Source organism: Streptomyces sp. NPDC048191 (assembly GCF_040652655.1).
GTDB lineage: Bacteria > Actinomycetota > Actinomycetes > Streptomycetales > Streptomycetaceae > Streptomyces.
This window is the reverse complement of sequence record NZ_JBEZMO010000021.1, coordinates 103,550-125,814: the sequence shown is the minus strand read 5'-3', so window position 1 is coordinate 125,814 and position 22,265 is coordinate 103,550. Positions and strand designations below refer to the sequence as shown.

The 22,265-nt window shown below is 70.4% G+C and carries 15 protein-coding genes; 7 read left to right on the top strand and 8 right to left on the bottom strand.

What is annotated here, in order from left to right; all coding sequences use genetic code 11:
- Window positions 1-20 precede the first annotated feature (20 nt).
- Window positions 21-767, top strand: a complete 747-nt coding sequence (locus tag AB0D93_RS29185; RefSeq protein ID WP_362125350.1) for a response regulator transcription factor — start codon at window positions 21-23, stop codon at window positions 765-767.
- A 13-nt stretch (window positions 768-780) separates the two neighbouring features.
- On the opposite strand, the gene AB0D93_RS29180 is transcribed toward AB0D93_RS29185, so the two are convergent.
- Entirely contained in the window at window positions 781-1,956 is a 1,176-nt protein-coding gene (locus AB0D93_RS29180; protein ID WP_362125347.1) for a crosslink repair DNA glycosylase YcaQ family protein, read from the bottom strand.
- A gap of 53 nt (window positions 1,957-2,009) precedes the next feature.
- Complete coding sequence (locus tag AB0D93_RS29175) at window positions 2,010-2,579, bottom strand: GNAT family N-acetyltransferase (protein ID WP_362125344.1); 570 nt, start codon at window positions 2,577-2,579, stop codon at window positions 2,010-2,012.
- Between the two features lie 252 nt (window positions 2,580-2,831).
- On the opposite strand from AB0D93_RS29175, the gene secA reads away from it, so the two are divergent.
- Window positions 2,832-5,642, top strand: a complete 2,811-nt coding sequence (gene secA / locus AB0D93_RS29170) for a preprotein translocase subunit SecA (protein WP_362125341.1) — start codon at window positions 2,832-2,834, stop codon at window positions 5,640-5,642.
- Between the two features lie 141 nt (window positions 5,643-5,783).
- On the opposite strand, the gene AB0D93_RS29165 is transcribed toward secA, so the two are convergent.
- Entirely contained in the window at window positions 5,784-6,290 is a 507-nt protein-coding gene (locus AB0D93_RS29165) for an Rv3235 family protein (RefSeq protein WP_362125338.1), read from the bottom strand.
- Window positions 6,291-6,621: 331 nt separating this feature from the next.
- Here AB0D93_RS29165 and AB0D93_RS29160 point away from each other — a divergent pair, with 331 nt between their 5' ends.
- Window positions 6,622-7,125 (top strand): hypothetical protein, encoded by a 504-nt coding sequence (locus tag AB0D93_RS29160; protein WP_362125335.1) that lies wholly within the window; start codon window positions 6,622-6,624, stop codon window positions 7,123-7,125.
- Between the two features lie 67 nt (window positions 7,126-7,192).
- Entirely contained in the window at window positions 7,193-7,861 is a 669-nt protein-coding gene (locus AB0D93_RS29155) for an HAD family hydrolase (RefSeq protein ID WP_362125332.1), read from the top strand.
- A 27-nt stretch (window positions 7,862-7,888) separates the two neighbouring features.
- Here AB0D93_RS29155 and AB0D93_RS29150 read toward each other — a convergent pair whose 3' ends face one another.
- Window positions 7,889-8,455 carry a DJ-1/PfpI family protein gene (locus tag AB0D93_RS29150; protein ID WP_362125329.1) on the bottom strand — a complete coding sequence of 189 codons (567 nt, stop codon included), beginning with the start codon at window positions 8,453-8,455 and terminating at the stop codon, window positions 7,889-7,891.
- A 674-nt stretch (window positions 8,456-9,129) separates the two neighbouring features.
- Between AB0D93_RS29150 and AB0D93_RS29145 the strand changes: the two genes are divergently transcribed.
- From AB0D93_RS29145 to AB0D93_RS29135, 3 genes are all read left to right on the top strand, one after another.
- Window positions 9,130-14,067: an NAD-glutamate dehydrogenase gene (locus AB0D93_RS29145; RefSeq protein WP_362125326.1), complete on the top strand. Its 4,938-nt coding sequence runs from the start codon at window positions 9,130-9,132 to the stop codon at window positions 14,065-14,067.
- Between the two features lie 267 nt (window positions 14,068-14,334).
- Window positions 14,335-14,724 carry a GtrA family protein gene (locus AB0D93_RS29140; protein ID WP_362125323.1) on the top strand — a complete coding sequence of 130 codons (390 nt, stop codon included), beginning with the start codon at window positions 14,335-14,337 and terminating at the stop codon, window positions 14,722-14,724.
- Between the two features lie 94 nt (window positions 14,725-14,818).
- Window positions 14,819-16,216 (top strand): hypothetical protein, encoded by a 1,398-nt coding sequence (locus AB0D93_RS29135; protein WP_362125387.1) that lies wholly within the window; start codon window positions 14,819-14,821, stop codon window positions 16,214-16,216.
- A 58-nt stretch (window positions 16,217-16,274) separates the two neighbouring features.
- On the opposite strand, the gene AB0D93_RS29130 is transcribed toward AB0D93_RS29135, so the two are convergent.
- From AB0D93_RS29130 to AB0D93_RS29115, 4 genes are all read right to left on the bottom strand, one after another.
- Entirely contained in the window at window positions 16,275-17,939 is a 1,665-nt protein-coding gene (locus AB0D93_RS29130) for a glycosyltransferase family 2 protein (RefSeq protein ID WP_362125320.1), read from the bottom strand.
- The gene (locus AB0D93_RS29125) at window positions 17,936-20,143 is read right to left on the bottom strand and encodes a CDP-glycerol glycerophosphotransferase family protein (RefSeq protein WP_362125317.1); all 2,208 of its coding nucleotides are present in this window, start codon (window positions 20,141-20,143) and stop codon (window positions 17,936-17,938) included. Before AB0D93_RS29125 ends, AB0D93_RS29130 begins: the two co-directional genes overlap by 4 nt.
- A 175-nt stretch (window positions 20,144-20,318) precedes the next feature.
- Complete coding sequence (locus AB0D93_RS29120; protein ID WP_362125314.1) at window positions 20,319-21,182, bottom strand: ABC transporter ATP-binding protein; 864 nt, start codon at window positions 21,180-21,182, stop codon at window positions 20,319-20,321.
- Window positions 21,175-22,089 carry an ABC transporter permease gene (locus AB0D93_RS29115; RefSeq protein ID WP_362125311.1) on the bottom strand — a complete coding sequence of 305 codons (915 nt, stop codon included), beginning with the start codon at window positions 22,087-22,089 and terminating at the stop codon, window positions 21,175-21,177. Before AB0D93_RS29115 ends, AB0D93_RS29120 begins: the two co-directional genes overlap by 8 nt.
- Window positions 22,090-22,265: the final 176 nt, after the last annotated feature.

The following is a 22,265-nucleotide window of genomic DNA, read 5'->3' as shown; positions in this document are numbered from 1 at the left end:
CAGCCTCAGGGGGAGGAACGATGGCGGACACCTTCGGACCGATGCGGAACGAGGATGGCGACGACGGTGTCACCGGCATGGGCCCGGACACGGGCTCCGCGCGCGCGGAGCCGATCAGAGTCCTGGTGGTGGACGACCACGCCCTCTTCCGGCGCGGCCTGGAGATCGTGCTCGCGGCCGAGGAGGACATCCAGGTCGTCGGCGAGGCCGGCGACGGTGCCGAGGCCGTGGACAAGGCCGCCGACCTGCTGCCCGACATCGTGCTGATGGACGTTCGCATGCCCAAGCGCGGCGGGATCGAGGCCTGTACCTCCATCAAGGAAGTCGCCCCCAGCGCCAAGATCATCATGCTGACGATCAGCGACGAGGAGGCCGATCTCTACGAGGCGATCAAGGCGGGCGCGACCGGATATCTGCTCAAGGAGATCTCCACGGACGAGGTGGCGACCGCCATTCGCGCGGTGGCCGACGGGCAGTCGCAGATCAGCCCCTCCATGGCGTCCAAGCTGCTCACCGAGTTCAAGTCGATGATCCAGCGCACCGACGAGCGCCGGCTGGTCCCCGCCCCCCGGCTGACCGATCGCGAGCTGGAGGTACTCAAGCTCGTCGCCACCGGGATGAACAACCGGGACATCGCGAAAGAGCTGTTCATCTCCGAGAACACCGTGAAGAACCACGTCCGCAACATCCTGGAGAAGCTTCAGCTGCACTCCAGGATGGAAGCCGTGGTCTACGCGATGCGGGAGAAGATCCTCGAGATCCGGTAGCGGGACCGGGGGGCTAGCCGAGGGTGCGGGCGAGTTCCCTGGCCAGGGGCTCGCGCAGACCGGGTTCGTCCACCCGCTCCACTCGGACGTCCGTGCAGTTCACCCAAGTCGCCGCCTCGACCAGGGCCTGGGCGACCGCCGGGACCGCCTTCGGGCCGTCCAGCGTGACCTGCTTGGCCACCAGCGTGCGCCCCTCGCGCGCGGGATCCACCCGGCCCACCAGCCGGCCGCCCGCGAGCACCGGCATGGCGAAGTAGCCGTAGACCCGTTTGGGCCTGGGTACGTACGCCTCCAGGCGGTGGGTGAAGCCGAAGATGCGCTCCGTGCGTGCCCGTTCCCAGATCAGCGAGTCGAACGGCGACAGCAGCGTGGTGCGGTGACGGCCGCGCGGCGGGGTCGCCAATGCCGCCGGGTCGGCCCAGGCCGGCTTGGACCAGCCCTCGACCTCGACCGGCACCAGACCCGAGTCGGCGACGACCGCGTCGACCTGCTCGCCCTTGAGGCGGTGGTAGTCCGCGATGTCCGCGCGTGTGCCGACCCCGAGGGACTCGCCGGCCAGCCGGACCAGGCGGCGCAGGCACTCGGCGTCGTCCAGCTCGTCGTGCAGCAGCGCGTCCGGGACGGCGCGCTCCGCCAGGTCGTACACCCGCTTCCAACCGCGCCGCTCGACGCACACCACCTCGCCGTACATCAGCGCGCGCTCCACGGCGACCTTGGTGCCGGACCAGTCCCACCAGTCGCTCGTCTTCTTCGCGCCGCCCAGCTCCGTGGAGGTCAGCGGGCCTTCCGCCCGCAGCTGCTTGATGACCTGGTCGTAGACACCCTCGGGCAGCTCGTGGTTCCAGTGCGGGCGGTCACGGTAGGCGCGGCGGCGGAAGGCGAAGTGCGGCCACTCCTCGACGGGCAGGATGCACGCCGCGTGCGACCAGTACTCGAAGGCGTGCGTGTCCTGCCAGTAGGCGGCCTCGACCGTCTTGCGGCCGACCGCGCCGAGCCGGGCGTAGGGCACGAGCTCGTGGGAGCGGGCGAGGACCGAGATCGTGTCCAGCTGGACCGCGCCGAGGTGGCGCAGCACGCCGCGGACCCCGGACCGCCGGTCGGGCGCGCCGAGGAACCCCTGGGCCCGCAGGGCGATGCGGCGGGCGTCGTCCGCGGTGAGCGTGGTGGTCGGGCGCGGCAGCGTCGTCATGCCCCCGGACGATAGAGGGTGCCACTGACAGTGCGGGCTGACCTGCGGTTTCCCTAGGCGCGGGCGGGCAGGTACGGGGCCGTGGACGGCAGGCCGAGGTCCGACGGGAGCAGGGAGCCGACCCAGCAGTCCCGGCGCACTCCCTTGTTGTTGACCGCGGAGCGCAGGGTGCCCTCCATGGTGAAACCCGCCCGCTCCGCCACCGCGCGGGAGGCGTGGTTGCCGACCTCGGCACGCCATTCGACCCGGTCGACACCGACCGCGGTGAAGATCCACCGGCAGGCGGTGAGGGTGGCCTCGGTGACATAGCCGTGGCCGCGGTGCTCCTTGGTGGCCCAGAAGCCGACCTCCGCTACGCCGAGGGAGCGCATGGTGAGACCGAGCATGCCGGCGAGTTCCCCGCCGGTGAGGAAGACGCCGAAGGTGAACATCGAACCCTGTGCCCAGCCGTCGGGGACCAGCTGTTCGGTGAAGCCGCTCGCGTGCTCGTGCAGATACGGCGACGGCACCGTGGTCCAGCGCTGGATGTCGGGGTCCTGCGCCGCCTCGTACACCGCCTGCGTGTCGTGCGGGTCGACCGTGCGCAGGACCAGGCGGTCCGTGGTGAGTGTGACGGGTTCCATCGGCTGATTGTGCTCGGCGGTACGCGGTCCGGCCATCGTTTTTCGCTATACGTGAGCACGTGATCACAATTCGCGCAAATCCTCGCGCCGATGCGGCACTATCCGCGTTCCCCGTCCGTTGTCCTGGATGAAGCAGCCGCCAGGGCGCCAGGCCTCCCGGCCCGGCCGGGTCCTCGCATACGATGGCCGTTGCTCAGTAAGTCAAATGGAAACCGACCGTCCCAGGCCCGACCGGCAAGGAGACAAACCCCCGTGTCCGTCCTCTCGAAGATCATGCGTGCAGGCGAAGGCAAGATCCTGCGCAAGCTGCACCGCATCGCGGACCAGGTCAACTCCATCGAAGAGGACTTCGTCGACCTCTCCGACGCCGAGCTGCGGGCCCTCACCGATGAGTACAAGCAGCGGTACGCCGATGGTGAGAGCCTGGACGACCTGCTCCCCGAGGCGTTCGCCACCGTCCGTGAGGCTGCCAAGCGCGTGCTCGGCCAGCGGCACTACGACGTGCAGCTGATGGGTGGCGCCGCCCTCCACCTCGGCTATGTGGCCGAGATGAAGACCGGCGAGGGCAAGACCCTCGTCGGCACCCTGCCCGCGTATCTGAACGCCCTCTCCGGAGACGGCGTCCACATCGTCACGGTCAACGACTACCTGGCCGAGCGCGACTCCGAGATGATGGGTCGCGTTCACAGGTTCCTCGGCCTGAGCGTCGGCTGCATCCTCGCCAGCATGACCCCGGCCCAGCGCCGCGAGCAGTACAACTGCGACATCACCTACGGCACGAACAACGAGTTCGGCTTCGACTACCTGCGTGACAACATGGCGTGGTCGAAGGACGAGCTGGTGCAGCGCGGCCACAACTTCGCGATCGTCGACGAGGTCGACTCCATCCTGGTCGACGAGGCCCGTACACCGCTGATCATCTCCGGCCCGGCCGACCAGGCCACCAAGTGGTACGGCGACTTCGCCAAGCTGGTCCTGCGCCTGAAGAAGGGCGAGGCGGGCAACCCGCTCAAGGGCGTCGAGGAGACCGGCGACTACGACGTCGACGAGAAGAAGCGCACGGTCGCCATCCACGAGCCCGGCGTCTCCAAGGTCGAGGACTGGCTGGGCATCGACAACCTCTACGAGTCGGTGAACACCCCCCTCGTGGGCTACCTGAACAACGCCATCAAGGCCAAGGAGCTCTTCAAGCGCGACAAGGACTACGTCGTCATCGACGGCGAGGTCATGATCGTCGACGAGCACACCGGCCGTATCCTCGCCGGCCGCCGTTACAACGAGGGCATGCACCAGGCGATCGAGGCGAAGGAAGGGGTGGACATCAAGGACGAGAACCAGACGCTCGCCACGATCACCCTGCAGAACTTCTTCCGCCTCTACGGCAAGCTCTCCGGCATGACCGGTACGGCGATGACCGAGGCCGCCGAGTTCCACCAGATCTACAAGCTCGGCGTGGTCCCGATCCCCACCAACAAGCCGATGGTCCGCAAGGACCAGTCGGACCTGATCTACCGCACCGAGGTGGCCAAGTTCGAGGCCGTCGTCGACGACATCGCCGAGAAGCACGAGAAGGGCCAGCCGATCCTCGTCGGCACGACGTCCGTCGAGAAGTCGGAGTACCTCTCGCAGCAGCTCAGCAAGCGCGGCATCCAGCACGAGGTGCTCAACGCCAAGCACCACGAGCGCGAGGCGTCGATCGTCGCGCAGGCCGGCCGCAAGGGCGCGGTGACCGTGGCCACCAACATGGCCGGCCGTGGTACGGACATCAAGCTCGGCGGCAACCCCGAGGACCTCGCCGAGGCGGAGCTGCGCCAGCGCGGCCTCGACCCCGAGGAGCACATCGAGGAGTGGGCCGCGGCACTGCCCGCCGCCCTGGAGAAGGCCGAGCAGGCGGTCAAGGCCGAGAAGGAAGAGGTCGAGGACCTCGGCGGGCTCTACGTGCTGGGTACCGAGCGGCACGAGTCGCGCCGTATCGACAACCAGCTCCGCGGTCGTTCCGGCCGTCAGGGCGACCCGGGCGAGTCCCGCTTCTACCTCTCGCTGGGCGACGACCTGATGCGCCTGTTCAAGGCCCAGATGGTCGAGCGCGTGATGTCCATGGCCAACGTGCCGGACGACGTGCCGATCGAGAACAAGATGGTCACGCGCGCGATCGCGTCCGCGCAGTCGCAGGTCGAGCAGCAGAACTTCGAGACCCGTAAGAACGTTCTGAAGTACGACGAGGTCCTCAACCGGCAGCGCGAGGTCATCTACGGCGAGCGCCGGCGCGTGCTGGAGGGCGAGGATCTGCACGAGCAGGTCCAGCACTTCATGGACGACACGATCGACGCGTACGTCGGAGCGGAGACCGCCGAGGGCTTCCCCGAGGACTGGGACCTGGACCGGCTGTGGGGCGCCTTCCGGCAGCTGTACCCGGTGAAGGTCACCATCGAGGAGCTGGAGGAGGCCGCCGGCGACCGTGCCGGACTGACCGCCGAGTTCATCTCCGAGTCCATCAAGGAGGACATCCACGCGCAGTACGAGTCCCGGGAGGAGCAGCTCGGCTCCGAGATCATGCGTGAGCTGGAGCGCCGGGTCGTGCTGTCGGTCCTCGACCGCAAGTGGCGCGAGCACCTCTACGAGATGGACTACCTCCAGGAGGGCATCGGCCTGCGCGCGATGGCGCAGAAGGACCCGCTGGTCGAGTACCAGCGCGAGGGCTTCGACATGTTCACCGCGATGATGGAGGGCATCAAGGAGGAGTCCGTCGGCTATCTGTTCAACCTGGAGGTCCAGGTCGAGCAGCAGGTCGAGGAGGTCCCGGTCGAGGCCGAGGAACTGGTCGGCGAGGGCGCCCCCGAGACGGTTCCGGCGCAGGCCGGGGCCCGTCCGGAGATCCGTGCGAAGGGGCTGGACGTCCCGCAGCGGCGGGAGCTGCACTTCTCGGCGCCGACCGTGGACGGTGAGGGCGGCATCGTCGAGCGTGACCTGGAGGAGGACGAGCCGGTCCGCTCCGAGGCGGACGGGCTGACCCGGGCCGAGCGGCGGCGGCAGGCCAAGGGCGGCCGGCGCCGTAAGAAGTAGCGGTCGCCCGCGGCACTCCAGCCGTTGACGAAAGGGCCGGGTTCCTCTTGGGACCCGGCCCTTTCGCGTCGCTGCTCAGATGCCCTGTGCCGGGGTCGGCCGGCGGGCTGTCCCGCTGGTCCGCGCCCGCGGGGGCGGGCGTTAGGGGCGCGGGCCGGTTTCCACGGCTGTGCAGCGCCAGCGCAGGTCCTGGCCTCGTTCCAGGCGGAAGGCCAGGGCGCGGAGCCGGTCGCCGGCGGCGATGCGGGCGAAGACCTCCAGGGCGTCCTCGCTGGGGACGTAGTAGCCGATGTCGTGGACGACGGGGCGGGATCCGCGGGTGCGCAGGGGGCTGCGCTCGGCCAGGCGGGCCAGCTCGTCGTAGGCGCGGCCCGCGGTGTGGCGGAGCATCCAGTGGACGGGCCGCTGACCGCTCAGGACGGCCAGCAGACGGTCGGCGAAGACGTCGGTGGGGCGTAGCGGCGGCCTCGTGGTCTGCGGGGCTGTGAGGGCCGTGCGCGCGTTGCGGGCGGCGGCCGGCGGCAGCTCGCTCCTGCCCCTGACCGACGGCTTCCGGGGCGGGGCACCGCCCGGGCGGCGGGTGTCGTGGCGGGTCGGTGGGCGGTGGCGCGGGCGGGGCTGGAGGGTGCGGCTCATGACCTTGTTCACGGGGTCCCCGTTCGGCTGGCCCGGTTCGATACCGGGCGGTAACTCGCTGGTGGGGATCTTGTACGGGGCGGGGAGCGGGGTGGCAAGGACGGGCACGAGAGCCCCGCAGCGGCGGGCAGGTTCACCTATCCGAGGGAGTCGAGGGGCCCGGAACCCCGGTACGAGGCGGGTGCACCGGGTGAATCCACGGCCCGGAGTGGACGCCTCCAGGGGCGTGGGCAGGGACCCGAAAGGGGACGGGCGCACGTATCCTGAAGGCCCTCCGGGAGCCGCGGCAGCGGGCCTTCCCCGGGGCCTCAGCGGAGCCTTTGAGCGGAAAAGAGCGGCCAGCATGCGCGTCTACGTCCCCCTGACCCTCCCCGGTCTCGCCGAGGCGCACAAGACGGGTGAGCTGGGGAGCGGCCCCTTCGTCGCGTACGCCGTCACGCCCGCCCTGCGCGAGTGGTACCTCTCCGAGGACATCGAGGAGCTGGAGTACGCCGCGCTCAGCCGGGCCTCGCTGGCCTCGCTGCGGCTGCTGGCGGCGGACCCGGGTGCGGTACGGCGCCGGGTCGTGGTCGCCGTGGACGTGGCCGACGGTGCGGCGAGCGCCGACCCGGACCGCGCGCTCGACCCGTCCGCGCTCGGCGAGGTGACCGTGACGGCGGCCGTGCCGCTCGCCAAGGCGGCCGCGGTGCACGTCGACGCCGACGACGCGGAGCAGGACGTGGCCGCGGCGGCGGACGCGCTGGAGGCGGCCGACGGCGGAGACGACGACGCCCAGTTCGTCGTGGACGGAGCGGACGACCACGAGCTGCTGTGGTACGCCACGCAGGAGATCCCCAACCTGGTCTGACCCGTCCTGACCTGGGCGGATCGGCCCGCGACCGGCGTTGTCAGTGGGAGCGGGTACGGTTTTCGGCATGGGGATGAAGGCAAGCGCGCACATCGTCTGGGACTGGAACGGCACGCTGTTCCACGACAACGACGCGATCATCGTGGCGACGAACGCGGCCTTCGCCGAGCTGGGCCTCGCGCCGATCACGCTGGAGCAGTACCGCTCGCTGTACTGCGTGCCGGTGCCGAAGTTCTACGAGCGGCTGCTGGGCCGGCTGCCCACCGATGCCGAGTGGGAGCTGATGGACGGCGTCTTCCACCGGCACTACACGGCGCACCGGGAGCGCTGCGGTCTGACCGAGGGCGCGGCGGAGCTGCTCGCGGGCTGGCGGTCGGCGGGGCACAGCCAGTCGCTGCTGAGCATGTACGGCCATGCGGAACTGGTGCCGCTCGTAAGGGGCTTCGGGATAGAGGCGCACTTTCTGCGGGTCGAGGGGCGTACGGGGCCGTCCGGCGGCAGCAAGGCCCAGCACATGGTGCGGCACCTGGCGGCGCTGACCGGGGTCGTCGAACCGGCGCGCACCGTGGTGATCGGGGACGCGGCGGACGACGCGATCGCGGCGCGTGAGGCGGGGGCCCGGGCCGTGCTGTACACCGGGGGGTCGCACAGCCGGGACAGTCTGGCGGAAGTGGGAGTGCCGGTGGTGGACACGCTCGCGGAGGCGGTCGAGGAAGCGCAGCGAATAGCGGCGTAGCCGCGCGCGCCGGGGGTGGGTTCCGCTTCAGGTCACCGGTGCCTTGCTGCGCAGGACCTTCAGGAACTCGCGCATCCACGAGGGGTGGTCCGGCCAGGCCCGGGAGGAGACGAGGGTGCCGTCGACCACGGCCTCGGTGTCCTGGAAGCTCGCTCCGGCCGCCTGCATGTCCGGCTCGAGCGCGGGGTACGACGTGACCCGGCGGCCGCGCAGGCTGTCGATCGCGGCGGTGAGCAGCGGGCCGTGGCAGATCTGGGCGACCGGCTTGTCGGAGTCGAAGAACGCCTTGAGGATCTTGCGGAGTTCGGCGTCGTTGCGCAGGTACTCGGGGGCCCGGCCGCCGGGGATGACGAGAGCCGCGTACTCGCCGGGGTCCACGTCGGAGAAGGCCAGGTCGGCGGGCCAGGTGTAACCGGGCTTCTCGGTGTAGGTGTCGTAGCCGGGCTCGAAGTCGTGGACGACGAAGCGGAGGGTCTTGCGGGAGGGGGCCGCGATGTGGACCTCGTAGCCTTCCTCGCGCAGCCGCTGGTACGGGTAGAGGACCTCCAGGGACTCCGCCGCGTCGCCGGTGACGATCAGGATCTTCGCGGGCATGTCGGCTCCTCCGAATACTCCGGTGCTCCCGGGCGGGACGCACTGTCCCTGGGCAACGTGCCAACACCGGGCGTGCTTGCCAAGGGGGCGGTCGCGGTTCCGGCCCTCGTCCGGGCGCCCCACGCGGGGGCGGGGTGCCCTGTACTCAGGGTGCGGTCGTGTCTCTCACCGCGCGACCGGACGCCCCCGGACGGCACACGCGCCCCGCGCCCGGCCTCCCGGATACGCCACCGGTCCCCACACCACCCCTGTGCAGAACGTCAAACTTCACCCCTCGGTTTTGTACACATACGGCTCATGACGGGCCCCGGGTGAGGAGCGATAGCCTTGTGGCGTGATCAGCGCGATATCTCGCGGGGGCGATGCTGCCCCTGCCCTGCGCCCGGGTTGCACGGAGCACCTCCGTGACCGGGCGGCGGTCGCTGGTCTTCGCGGGCGGGACGGGGTGGCAGCAGCTCCCGGGACGCCGACGACACCCCTTCGAACGGCGGCGCCGAGAGCAGCGTCACACCCGACAGGCGTGTCGAGAATGGCTGAATTCCCCCCGCTCATCTCACCTCGCGGCATAGCGTCTGAGCGGACCGGACACCCCGGGCCGTGGCGTCGAGCCGGAGGGAAAGAGACCGTACTTCCTTCTACGTCACGCAACGGCGCGCGACAGGAGTCAGAGGACAATGCAGACCAAGCTGGACGAAGCCAAGGCCGAGCTGCTCGAGAGGGCTGCCCGGGTAGCTGAGAACAGCCCGGTCGGGGGGCACCTACCGACCGGGACCACGGGCAAGGGCTCCCCGGGCACCCCGGACAGCGAGTCCGTACTCGCGTTCCTCCAGCGTTACTACCTGCACACCGCCCCGGAAGACCTCACCGACCGCGACCCGGTCGACGTCTTCGGCGCCGCACTCTCGCACTACCGTCTCGCCGAGAACCGCCCCCAGGGCACGGCGAACGTGCGCGTGCACACCCCCACCGTGGAGGAGAACGGGTGGACCTGCAGCCACTCGGTCGTGGAGGTCGTCACCGACGACATGCCCTTCCTCGTCGACTCGGTCACCAATGAGCTGACCCGCCGCGGGCGCGGCATCCACGTCGTCATCCACCCGCAGTTCGTGGTCCGGCGCGACCTCACCGGCAAGCTGATCGAGGTCCTGCCGACCCCGCCGGGCGGCGACCTGCCGCACGACGCGCACTTCGAGTCCTGGATCCATGTCGAGATCGACCGGGAGACCGACCGCGCGGACCTGAAGCAGATCACCGCCGATCTGCTGCGCGTGCTGTCCGACGTCCGCGAGGCCGTCGAGGACTGGGAGAAGATGCGGGACGCGGCGACCCGGATCGCCGCCGACCTGGACAGCGAGCCCGTGCCGGGCGACCTGCCCCGGCCCGAGGTCGAGGAGGCCCGCGAGCTGCTGCGCTGGCTGTCCGACGACCACTTCACCTTCCTCGGCTTCCGCGAGTACCAGCTGCGCGACGACGACACGCTCGCCGCCGTGCCCGGCACCGGGCTCGGCATACTGCGCTCGGACCCGCACCACGCCGAGGACGAGCAGCACCCGGTCAGCCCGTCCTTCGAGCGGCTGCCGGCCGACGCCCGCGCCAAGGCCCGCGAGCACAAGCTGCTGGTGCTGACCAAGGCCAACAGCCGGGCCACCGTGCACCGGCCGTCGTACCTGGACTACATCGGCGTCAAGAAGTTCGACGCGGACGGCAACGTCGTCGGGGAGCGGCGCTTCCTCGGGCTGTTCTCCTCCGCCGCCTACACCGAGTCCGTGCGCCGGGTCCCGGTGATCCGCCGCAAGGTCGACGAGGTGCTGGAGCGCGCCGGGTTCTCGCCCAACAGCCACGACGGCCGCGACCTGCTGCAGATCCTGGAGACCTACCCGCGCGACGAGCTGTTCCAGACGCCCGTCGCCGAGCTGCAGTCCATCGTCACGTCCGTGCTGTACCTGCAGGAGCGCCGCCGGCTGCGGCTCTACCTGCGCCAGGACGAGTACGGCCGCTACTACTCGGCCCTCGTCTACCTGCCGCGCGACCGCTACACCACCGGTGTCCGCCTGCGGATCATCGACATCCTGAAGGAGGAGCTCGGCGGCGTCAGCGTCGACTTCACCGCCTGGAACACCGAGTCGATCCTGTCCCGGCTGCACTTCGTCGTCCGTGTCCCGCCGGGCACCGAGCTGCCCGAGCTGTCGGACGCCGACAAGGACCGCATCGAGGCCCGCCTGGTCGAGGCGGCCCGCTCCTGGGCGGACGCGTTCGCCGAGGCGCTGACCGCCGAGTGCGGCGAGGAGCACGCGGCCGAGGTGCTGCGCCGCTACAACCACGCCTTCCCCGAGGGCTACAAGGCCGACCACACCCCGCGCGCCGCGGTCGCCGACCTGGTCCACCTGGAGCAGCTCAGCGAGGACAAGACCTTCAGCCTGAGCCTGTACGAGCCGGTGGGCGCCGGCCCGGAGGAGCGCCGGTTCAAGATCTACCAGAAGGGCGGCTCGGTCTCCCTCTCGCAGGTGCTGCCGGTGCTCAGCCGTCTCGGTGTCGAGGTCACCGACGAGCGGCCGTACGAGCTGCGCTGCGCGGACCGCACCACCGCCTGGATCTACGACTTCGGTCTGCGCATGCCGAAGGCCGCGGGCGGCGGCGAACACCTCGCCGACGACGCCCGCGAGCGCTTCCAGGAGGCCTTCGCCGCCACCTGGACCGGCAAGGCGGAGAACGACGGCTTCAACGCCCTGGTGCTGAGCGCCGGGCTGACCTGGCGGCAGGCGATGGTGCTGCGCGCCTACGCCAAGTACCTGCGGCAGGCCGGTTCCACCTTCTCGCAGGACTACATGGAGGACACCCTCCGCAACAACGTCCACACCACCCGGCTCCTCGTCTCGCTGTTCGAGGCGCGGATGTCGCCGGACCGGCAGAAGGCCGGACTGGAGATCACGGACGCCCTGCTGGAGGAGCTGGACGCCGCCCTGGACCAGGTGGCGAGCCTGGACGAGGACCGGATCCTCAGGTCCTTCCTCACCGTCATCAAGGCGACCCTGCGCACGAACTTCTTCCAGGAGGCGCTCGGCGGCAAGCCGCACGACTACGTCTCCATGAAGTTCGACCCGCGGGCCATCCCGGACCTGCCGGCGCCCCGCCCGGCGTACGAGATCTGGGTGTACTCCCCGCGGGTCGAGGGCGTGCACCTGCGCTTCGGCAAGGTCGCGCGCGGTGGTCTGCGCTGGTCCGACCGGCGTGAGGACTTCCGTACCGAGATCCTCGGCCTGGTCAAGGCGCAGATGGTGAAGAACACCGTCATCGTGCCGGTCGGCGCCAAGGGCGGCTTCGTCGCCAAGCAGCTGCCCGACCCGAGCGTGGACCGCGACGCGTGGCTCGCCGAGGGCATCGCCAGCTACAAGATGTTCATCTCGGGCCTGCTCGACATCACCGACAACATGGTCGCCGGCGAGGTGGTGCCCCCGCAGGACGTGGTCCGGCACGACGGGGACGACACCTACCTCGTCGTCGCGGCGGACAAGGGCACCGCGACCTTCTCGGACATCGCCAACGGGGTCGCCGAGAAGTACAACTTCTGGCTGGGCGACGCCTTCGCCTCCGGCGGCAGCGCGGGCTACGACCACAAGGGCATGGGCATCACCGCGCGCGGCGCCTGGGAGTCCGTGAAGCGGCACTTCCGCGAGCTGGGCGTGGACACGCAGTCCGAGAACTTCACGGTCGTCGGCATCGGTGACATGTCCGGCGACGTGTTCGGCAACGGCATGCTCCTCTCCGAGCACATCGGCCTGGTCGCCGCCTTCGACCACCGGCACATCTTCATCGACCCGACCCCGGACGCGGAGACGTCGTACGCCGAGCGCCGCCGCCTGTTCGAGCTGCCCCGCTCCTCCTGGGCCGACTACAACACCGAGCTGCTGTCGGCGGGCGGCGGGATCTTCCCGCGCAGCGCCAAGTCGATCCCGGTCAACGCCCACATCCGCGAGGCCCTCGGCATCGAGGGCAAGGTCACCAAGATGACCCCGGCCGACCTGATGAAGGCGATCCTGCACGCGCCGGTGGACCTGCTGTGGAACGGCGGCATCGGCACGTACGTGAAGTCGTCGGCGGAGTCGCACGGGGACGTCGGCGACAAGGCCAACGACGCCATCCGCGTCGACGGCAAGGACCTCAGGGTCAAGGTCGTCGGCGAGGGCGGCAACCTGGGCCTGACCCAGCTCGGCCGCATCGAGTTCGCCATGCACGGCGGCAAGATCAACACCGACGCGATCGACAACAGCGCCGGTGTGGACACCTCCGACCACGAGGTGAACATCAAGATCCTGCTGAACGGCCTGGTCGCGGACGGCGACATGACCGTCAAGCAGCGCAACAAGCTGCTCGCCGAGATGACCGACGAGGTCGGCGCGCTGGTCCTGCGCAACAACTACGCGCAGAACACCGCCCTGGCCAACGCCCTGTCCCAGGCGGGCTCCATGCTCCACGCCCAGCAGCGGTTCCTCCGCCACCTGGTGCGCGAGGGCCACCTGGACCGGGCGCTGGAGTTCCTGCCGACCGACCGGCAGATCCGTGACCGTCTCGCCCAGGGCCACGGCCTGACCAGCCCGGAGACGGCCGTCGTGCTGGCGTACACGAAGATCACGGTCTCCGAGGAGCTGCTGCAGACCTCGCTGCCGGACGACCCGTATCTGCGCGGCCTGCTGCACGCCTACTTCCCGACGGCGCTGCGCGAGCGCTTCGCCGAGGCCATCGACAACCACCCGCTGCGTCGTGAGATCACCACGACCGTGCTGGTCAACGACACGGTCAACACGGGCGGTACGACGTATCTGCACCGTCTGCGCGAGGAGACCGGCGCCTCCCTGGAGGAGATCGTCCGGGCCCAGACCGCGGCCCGCGCGATCTTCTGCTCGGCGCCGGTGTGGGACGCGGTGGAGGACCTGGACAACAAGGTCGACGCGGCCGTCCAGACCCGCATCCGGCTGCACTCGCGCCGGCTCGTCGAGCGCGGCACGCGCTGGCTGCTCAACAACCGGCCGCAGCCGCTGCAGCTCGCCGAGACGGTCGAGTTCTTCGCCGAGCGGGTGGAGCGGGTCTGGCAGGAGCTGCCGAAGCTGCTGCGCGGCGCGGACCTGGAGTGGTACCAGCACGTGTACGACGAGCTGTCCGCGGCCGGCGTCCCGGACGAACTCGCCGCGCGCGTGGCCGGGTTCTCCTCGGCCTTCCCGACGCTCGACATCGTGTCGGTGGCCGACCGCATGGGCAAGGAGCCGCTCGACGTCGCCGAGATCTACTACGACCTCGCCGACCGGCTCGACATCACCCAGCTGATGGACCGCATCATCGAGCTGCCCCGCGCCGACCGCTGGCAGTCCATGGCCCGCGCCTCCATCCGCGAGGACCTGTACGCGGCGCACGCGGCGCTCACCGCGGACGTCTTCGCGGCGGGCAACGGCACCGCCACTCCCGAGCAGCGCTTCGTGGCCTGGGAGCAGAAGAACGCGCCCATCCTGAGCCGGGCGCGCACCACCCTGGAGGAGATCCGCGGTTCGGAGACCTTCGACCTCGCCAACCTGTCGGTGGCGATGCGTACGATGCGGACGCTGCTGCGCACGCATTCGTAGCCGTACGGCATGAGAGCCGGATGGCAGTGAGAGCCGGATGGCGGTGAGAGCGCTCCGGGCCCGACGTCGAATCGGCCCGGGGCGTTCCCTTTCTTGCCGACCCTTAGCCAAAAATGATCAGCGAATTTACCGTTTCCTGCTAATCGGTGCTTTTCGGATAGGGTCTGCGCTGTGACTGTTCATCTCACCGAGACCCGCCCGGCGCCCGCACCCGCGCCGGCTCCGGCTCCGGCCCGGCGGCCCGTCGCACGGGTCGTGCTGGAGGTCGTGAAGTTCGGGATCGTCGGCGGAAGCGGTGTGCTCGTCAATTTCCTGATCTTCAACCTGCTGCTGCACGGGCTGGGTTGGCGGGCGATGACCGCGACCGTACTGGCCAGCTGTATCGCGATGGCGACCAATTACCTGGGTTTCCGCTATTTCGCCTATCGTGACCGGGCCTCGCGTACGCGCCGCCAGATCATCCTGTTCTTCGTGTTCAGCGGCCTCGGTGTCGTGATGGAAATCGGCCTGTTCTGGCTCGGTTACCACGGTCTCGGCCTGCACAGTGTGCTGGGATCGAATGTGGCGAAGGCACTGTCGATCGTGCTCGCCTCCGCCTTCCGTTTCCTCGTCTACCGCACCTGGGTGTTCCAGCAGGATGCACACCGCACCGTCTGACACCGAACCGGTGAGCCGCACGCAGCCGCCGTCCGGCGCCGGGCGGGCCGGCCTGGCGCTGCCGCAGGCTGCCGCCGCACTCGTCCTGGTCCTGATGCTCGTGGTGATCGTCCGTCTGCCGTGGGCGGGCGACCTCGGCATGCACGCCGCCACCGTCCAGCGCCTGAGCCACAACCTCTTCCATCCCGGCAACCCGCTGGTCGACGCCGACACGCCGAGCCCCTACTACTCGCCGTGGATGCTGGTGCTGGGCGCGCTCGCCAAGGTGACCGGCCTGTCGGTGTTCGTGGTCCTGCGCATCGCCGCGCTGGTCGGGCTGACGCTGCTGGCCACCGGGGTGTGGCGCTACGTCCGCACGCTCAGCGCCCACCGCGCGGCCCCCGCCCTCGCCCTGCTCAGCCTGCTCTTCCTGTGGGGCCCGCTGCTGTTCAACTGGTCCGGCTTCCTGGGCCTGAACTCCCTCGCGCTGACGGTGTCGTACCCCAGCGTCTTCGCGCTCGGCCTCACCTTCCACTTCTGGGCCTGGCTCACCCGGGCGGTACGCGCGGAAGCCCCGTGGGGCAGGTGGCTGTGGCTCGGTGCGCTCTGGGCACTGGTCCTGCTGTGCCACCAGTTCACCGGCGTGGTGGCCTCGCTCGGCGCGCTGGCGACGGTGATCGCGGCGCGACCGCCCCGCCCGGCACTGCTGCGGCTGGGCGCCGCGCTGGCCCTGGGTCTGCTCCTGCTGGGGCTGTGGCCGTACTACGACTTCTTCTCGCTCTTCTCGGCGGGCGCCGACCTGGAGGCCATCCACAAGCCGCTGTACGAGGACCTGGCCGCGCGGTTCGGGCTGGTGCTGCTCGGGGTGGCGGCGCTGGCGCTCCGCTTCCGCCGTGACCGCTGGGACCCCTTGGTCCTGTTCTTCGTCCTGGGTGCGCTGGTGTTCGCCGCGGGCGGGCTGAGCGGGCACTACTCGTGGGGCCGCGCGCTGCCGGCCGCGCTGATCCCGGCGCAGCTCGCCGCCGCGCTGGAGGTCGTGTCGGCGGGACGGCGGGCCGTGCGGGTGTGCTGGGCGTGTGTGCTGGGCGCCGCGCTGGTCGTCGGCGCGTGGACACAGGTGGGGACGCTCGGTTATGCGACGGGGCGGGCTGCCCTGCCCTCCGTGGTCGCCTCGAAGTACCGGACGCCGTGGGTGGGGTACCACTGGATCACGCCGTGGGTGAAGTACGGGGACGTGGTGATGGCGCGGACGTCGCCCGCGCGGCAGATCCCCGCGTACGGGGCGTACACCGTGGCGCCGGGGTATCCGGATGTGTTCCTGGCGGACGCCGCGCGGCGGGAGGCGGCGGTGGAGAGGTACTTCGCCGCGGGGACGTCCTCTTCCGACCGGGCCCGGATCCTGCGGGAGTACGGCGTGAAGTGGGTCGTGGGTCCGGGGGGCCTTGCCGGGCCGGGGCTTCGGAAGGTGACCGGGGGGCCCGCTGGACAGGTGCTGTACCGGGTAGTGCGCTGAGCGCCGTCCGGGAGGTGGTGTCCACCACCTCCCGGACGGCGCTACGGACGCGGCCCTCTCACTTCAGCACGCTGGACAGCAGCTTCGCCGCCTTGCGCACCTTGGGGCGGGCCACTCGTCGGACGACCGGGCGGATGACCCGGGCCGTCACGCCCACCGGACGCCAGCGGAACTGCAGGCGGCCCGGGTTGCGGCCCTCCGGTTCGATGGTGAGCTCGTGCGGCGCCGCACCGGAGCGGTATTCGATGCGGGCCGTGAGGGTGGGGAAGGTCAGCGGCGCCAGCAGGAGGCCGGAGTGGGACAGGCCCTGCTGCTGGAGCCGGACCAGGGGGTGGCGTACGCCCGAGAAGCCCTGCAGGGGCAGCGGCGCCTCGGTCAGGTCCAGGTGGACCGTGCCCTCGAAGACGCCCGGGCGGACCGGGTCGAGGCGGAAGGGGACCGTCATCCGGCGGTTGCCGGGGGAGAGGACCAGCCCGGCGCGCTGCGGGCCGACCGGGAGGCGCAGGCCCGGGTCGTAGGTGCGGACGGCCAGGGTGAGGGAGGCCCCGCGGCCCGGTGTCAGCTCGACGATCTCGTGGCGGAAGTGCGCGCTTGGGAACGGGCGCGTGTCCAACTCCAGGTCGGACACGTCCAGTTCGCGGCGGCCGTGGTCGGACGCGGGCACGCTGTCACCCCAGTACGGGACACCGGCCGCGTCGGCCGTGACCTGCCTCGGCGCCACCCCGTGCCCGAGTCCGCGGGCCGCGAGCCGGACGTCGTCCAGGCGGCCCTCCCGCAGCAGCTCCAGCACCACCCGCTCGGGGCGGGGCAGCCGGGCGTACGCGCCGGGGGACAGGGTGTCCAGGTAGGGGTTCATGATGTCCGCGAAGGCGCTCAGCCACTCCTCGTCCCGGTAGGGGAGGTCGCCCGCGTACATCCGGAAGTCGTGCTTGAGGAACTTGTAGTCCTTGTCCTCGCGCAGTCCCGCGTGACCGCTCTCCACCAGGAAGTCGTCGATCAGCCGCTGCACATGGACCCGGTCGCGGACGTTGGTGACCTTGTGCCGCTGGTTGGAGATGGACGCCGAGGCCGCCGCCGCGAACGGGTCGATGTACCAGACGTACACCGGATCCGGGATGATCGTGAACGCCTTCGCCAGGCAGTACGCCTGCGCCGAGAACAGCTGGTCCTCGTAGTGGATGCCCTCCGGGAAGCGCAGTTCGTGACCGTCCAGGAAGGAGCGCGCGTACATCTTGCTCGTCGACAGGTGCTCGAAGAGCAGCCGGGGGTCCGCGTCGATGCCCTCCACCGTGCGGCGCTCGGCGACGAGATGCGGCATCCAGGTCGTGCGGCGGCCGGTGTCCACCCGGTGCCGGCGCACGGCGCCCATGGTGAAGTCCACCTCGCGCTCGCGGTGCGCGGCGAGCAGCAACTCGACCGCCCGTGGCGTCAGTTCGTCGTCACTGTCGAGGAACATCAGGTACGGCGCCCGGGCGATCTCGATGGCCCGGTTGCGCGGGGCGCTGCAGCCGCCGCTGTTCTCGGGCAGGCGGAGGTAGCGGACGCGGTCGTCCTCGGACTCCAGCCGGCGCGCCACGGCCGGCGTGTCGTCGGTGGAGTGGTCGTCGCTGATGATGATCTCGATGTTGGCGTGCGTCTGCGCGCGCAGCGAGGCGACCGCCCGGGGGAGGCGGGCCGCGTCGTTGTAGACGATGACCGTCACCGTCACGTCGGGGGTCGTCATGCCGAGGCCTCCTCGGGGGTCGGGGCGGGGGTGCGTTCCTCGAGCGGGATCACCGGTGGCAGTGACTCCTCCGGTTCGCCCAGGAACACCCGTCGTACGACCCGTTCGGCGGCCCGGCCGTCGTCGTACTCGCAGAACCGGCGCCGGAAGGCGGCCCGGGCCTTCGCCGCGCTCTCGTCGCGCCAGGCGCCGGAGGCGAAGATCTCCGTCAGCTCCTCCTGGGTGCGGGCGACCTGGCCGGGGTGCTCGGCCGTCAGGTCGAAGTAGACGCCGCGGGTGGTCCGGTAGGTCTCCCAGTCGTCGGCGTAGACGACGATCGGGCGGTCGAGGTTGGCGTAGTCGAACATGATCGACGAGTAGTCCGTGACCAGCGCGTCGGCGGCCAGGCACAGCTCCTCGACGGGGTCGTAGGAGGAGACGTCGATGATCCGGCCGGAGCGGCGCAGGCCGGTCAGCGGGGAGGCGGCGCCGCCGTAGAAGTAGTGGGCGCGCACCAGCAGCACGGTGTCCTCGCCGAGGCGGTCGGCGAAGGCCGCGAGGTCCAGGCGCGGGGTGAAGCCGGCCTCGTAGTCGCGGTGCGTGGGCGCGTAGAGGACGGCCGTCTTGCCGGGCGGGATGCCGAGGCGGGCGCGGGCGGCGCGGACCGACGCGGCGTCGCTGGTGTAGAAGACGTCGTTGCGCGGATAGCCGTAGTCGAGGGAGGTGTAGCGGGCCGGGTAGGCGCGCTCCCACATGCGGGTCGAGTGGCTGTTGGCGCTGATGCTGTAGTCCCACTTGTCGATGCGGGACAGCAGGGCCTTGAAGTCGAGGCCCTTGGCGGCGGCCGGGTGTTCCTTCTGGTCCAGGCCCATGCGCTTGAGCGGGGTGCCGTGGTGGGTCTGGAGGTGGATCGCGTCGGGGCGTTTGACCACCGCGTTGGGGAAGTTGACGTTGCTCGTCAGGTACTTGGCGGTCGCCAGGGTCTCCCAGTAGCGGCGGGTGCCGGGGATCACGTGGTCGGTGCCGGGCGGCAGCAGGGCCGCGTTCTGCTTCGACACCGTCCACACCTGGTGGATGTGCGGGGCGAGTTCGGTGAGCTTGGCGGCGATCGCGGCCGGGTTGCAGGCCACTCCGCGCTCCCAGTAGGCGTCGAACACGGCCAGGTTCGGGTTGACCGGGCGGCTCAGGGCCCGGTGGTACTGCTGGTCGCGGAGCTTGGCGCCGACCTGCTTCTTACGGGTGCGTACGGCCTTCTTGGCGGCGCGGCGGGTGCGGTTGGCGGCCTGGAACGCGCGGTACTTGGTGTACGCGCCCTCCTCCAGCAGGGCGTGCCGTACGCCCTCCACGCCCGCCGGGCGCTCGTGGTTCGCGGGGCGCCAGCGGACGGCGGCGAGGGAGGCACGGCGGAAGAACTCGCGGGCCACCGCGTCGGGCAGGTTCTCCCCGGCGAAGGTGCGCACGAGGTCGCGCATCATCAGGTCGTACAGCACCGCGCGGGCGGCGCGGCGGTCCTTGGCGAGCGCGAGCAGCGACTCGTAGCGGTCGATCAGCGCGAACCGGTCCTCGGGGGCGAGCGGCGGCAGGCTCTCCGGGCGCAGCTCACGGTTCTCGTACGCCACCTGGTTCAGGCAGGCGACGCGGCCGGCGTGCAGCAGGGCGGCGTGGGCGGCGTGCGCTTCGTCGTCGGTGGTGAGCCGCTCCTCGTGCGCCCGCCAGAAGCCGGCGCGCAGGGCGCGGTTGCCGAGCAGCGGGGTGAGGCGCAGCAGGTCGGCGGACTCGTCCAGGGGCAGGCTGTCGCGGCCGACGGCGGCGAGGAAGCGGCCGTCGCGGGAGGGGCCGGCGGCGGTCTGCCAGGTGGTGGTGACGTGGTCGAAGACCAGGACGTCCGCCTCGGCGCCGTCGGTGGCGTCCAGTTCGGCGGTCCGCTCCGCGATCAGCCGGGGCGCACCGGCCGGCAGGCTGTCCTTGGCGTGGACGAAGTGCAGCCAGCGGCCGGTCGCGCGGGCGGCGCCGGCTGCCCGGGCCGCCGCGTCACCGGTGCCCTCGGGCAGCGGCACGACGACCGTCTCCGGGGCGTGGCCCTCGGCCGTCTCCCGCGCCCAGTCGCCGATCGCGGCGACGATCACCTCGGCGTCGGGGAGCGGGCGGGCTTCCAGAGAGTCCAGTAGCTCTGTCAGATGCCCCTGTGCGTTCGGTCCGTAGACGATGACGCTGAGTTGGGGCATCGCTGTGGACTCCTTCGGCTCGTGGGTTGAGTCACCCTTCATAACATACTGTCACTAAGCGGATGAAAGGGATATCCGCGTGTGGGGTAAGAGGGCTCAAGAAGGAAGAGGCAGTTCCGTGGCCTGCGGTTTCCGTTCCGGTCACTTTTATGTCGCCTTCTTACTCCGATCGAGGTCAGGCCGCCTTCTTGGGTGCCGGCTTCTTGGCCGTCTTGTCGCTCTTGTCCCCGGTGAAGGCCTCGTACTCCTTCATGACGTCCTCGGTCGGCCCGTCCATGCGCAGCTCGCCGCGCTCCAGCCACAGCGTCCGTTCGCAGGTGTCCCGGATCGACTTGTTGTTGTGGCTGACGAGGAAGACCGTACCCGCCTTCTCGCGCAACTCGCGGATCCGCTCCTCCGAGCGCATCTGGAACCTGCGGTCACCGGTGGCCAGGGCCTCGTCGATCAGCAGGACGTCGTGGTCCTTGGCGGCGGCGATGGAGAAGCGCAGCCGGGCGGCCATGCCGGAGGAGTACGTGCGCATCGGCAGGGTGATGAAGTCGCCCTTCTCGTTGATCCCGGAGAAGTCGACGATGTCCTGGTAGCGCTCCCTGACCTGCTCGCGGGACATGCCCATGGCGAGGCCGCCGAGGTAGACGTTGCGCTCGCCGGTGAGGTCGTTCATCAGGGCCGCGTTGACGCCGAGCAGGGAGGGCTGGCCGTTGGTGTAGATGTGGCCGTTCTCCACGGGCAGCAGCCCCGCGACCGCCTTCAGCAGGGTCGACTTGCCGGAGCCGTTCGTCCCGATGAGGCCGATCGCCTCACCCTTGTAGGCGACGAACGACACCTTCTTCACCGCGTGCACCCGGCGCACACCGGCGGCCTTCTCGGCCTGCTTGCGGCGCAGGATGCGGTTGAGGGCGACGGTGGCGGAGCCGCGGCCGGCGCCGGTGCCGTTGACCCGGTAGACGATGTCGACGCCGTCGCAGACGACGGTGGGGATGCCGCTGGTCCCGGCGCCGTCGGCGGGGGTCTTGTCGGTGGAGGTCTGCTCAGCCACGGCCGTACGTCTCCTCAGCCTTCCAGAAGTAGATGAAGCCCCCGATGCCGGCGAGCAGGGCCCAGCCCGTGGCCGCCGCCCAGACGTGCGGGGGCAGCTGCTTGCCGTGGAAGCTGTGGATCAGCGCGTACCGCATGAGGTCGATGTAGACCGCGGCCGGGTTGGTCTCCAGCAGGATCGTGACGATGTGCGGCAGGTGGTCCTTCTTGGTGAGCTTGCTGATGCTCCACATCACACCGGACACGTACATCCAGGTGCGCAGGATGAACGGCATCAGCTGGGCGATGTCCGGGGTCTTGGCACCCCACCGGGCCATGATCATCGACACGCCGGCGTTGAAGACGGACTGCAGGACCAGCGCGGGGATCGCGAGCAGCCAGCGCGGGGTGACCGGGATGCCGAAGGACAGGATGATCACGACCAGCGCGGTCATCGAGAACAGCAGCTGCTGGAGCTGCTGCAGGCAGAAGGAGATCGGCAGGGAGGCGCGCGGGAAGTGCAGGGCGCGGACCAGCCCGAGGTTGCCGGAGATCGCGCGGGTGCCCGCCATGATCGAGCTCTGCGTGAACGTCCAGATGAACACGCCCGTCACCAGGAACGGGATGTAGTCCGGCACGCCGCGGCTGGTGCCGAGGAGCACGCCGAAGATGAAGTAGTAGACCGCGGCGTTCAGCAGCGGGTTCATGACCTGCCAGATCTGGCCGAGCTTCGCCTCGCTGTACTGCGCGGTGAGCTTCGCGGTGGCGAAGGCGGCGATGAAGTGTCGCCTGGCCCACAGCTGGCGGACGTACTCGGGCAGGGAGGGACGGGCGCCGCTGACCGACAGGCCGTGGCGGGCGGCCAGTGCCGCGAGATCGTCGTCGGCCGGGGCCCGGGTGGGGGGCGGTGTGTCGAGGACCTGGCTCACATCCGCTGCTTTCGCTCGGGGGAGGGGGTGCCGCAGCCCGGCCGGCAGCCGGGGCGCTCGGGTCACCGTGCTCCGACGTTTCCTTACGCTTCTCTTCACGTTCTCTTACGTCGGAACGGGATCGTATCGTCGCAACGCGAGCGTAGAACCAATCGACGTCGGAACGCAACCGTTTC

What these genes read in the sequence shown, in the direction of transcription:
- AB0D93_RS29185 (WP_362125350.1), top strand. Translation starts at nt 21, where the DNA reads ATGGCGGACACCTTCGGACCGATGCGGAACGAGGATGGCGACGACGGT.
- AB0D93_RS29180 (WP_362125347.1), bottom strand. Translation starts at nt 1,956, where the DNA reads ATGACGACGCTGCCGCGCCCGACCACCACGCTCACCGCGGACGACGCC.
- AB0D93_RS29175 (WP_362125344.1), bottom strand. Translation starts at nt 2,579, where the DNA reads ATGGAACCCGTCACACTCACCACGGACCGCCTGGTCCTGCGCACGGTC.
- AB0D93_RS29160 (WP_362125335.1), top strand. Translation starts at nt 6,622, where the DNA reads ATGCGCGTCTACGTCCCCCTGACCCTCCCCGGTCTCGCCGAGGCGCAC.
- AB0D93_RS29155 (WP_362125332.1), top strand. Translation starts at nt 7,193, where the DNA reads ATGGGGATGAAGGCAAGCGCGCACATCGTCTGGGACTGGAACGGCACG.
- AB0D93_RS29150 (WP_362125329.1), bottom strand. Translation starts at nt 8,455, where the DNA reads ATGCCCGCGAAGATCCTGATCGTCACCGGCGACGCGGCGGAGTCCCTG.
- AB0D93_RS29145 (WP_362125326.1), top strand. Translation starts at nt 9,130, where the DNA reads ATGCAGACCAAGCTGGACGAAGCCAAGGCCGAGCTGCTCGAGAGGGCT.
- AB0D93_RS29135 (WP_362125387.1), top strand. Translation starts at nt 14,819, where the DNA reads ATGCTCGTGGTGATCGTCCGTCTGCCGTGGGCGGGCGACCTCGGCATG.
- AB0D93_RS29130 (WP_362125320.1), bottom strand. Translation starts at nt 17,939, where the DNA reads ATGACGACCCCCGACGTGACGGTGACGGTCATCGTCTACAACGACGCG.
- AB0D93_RS29125 (WP_362125317.1), bottom strand. Translation starts at nt 20,143, where the DNA reads ATGCCCCAACTCAGCGTCATCGTCTACGGACCGAACGCACAGGGGCAT.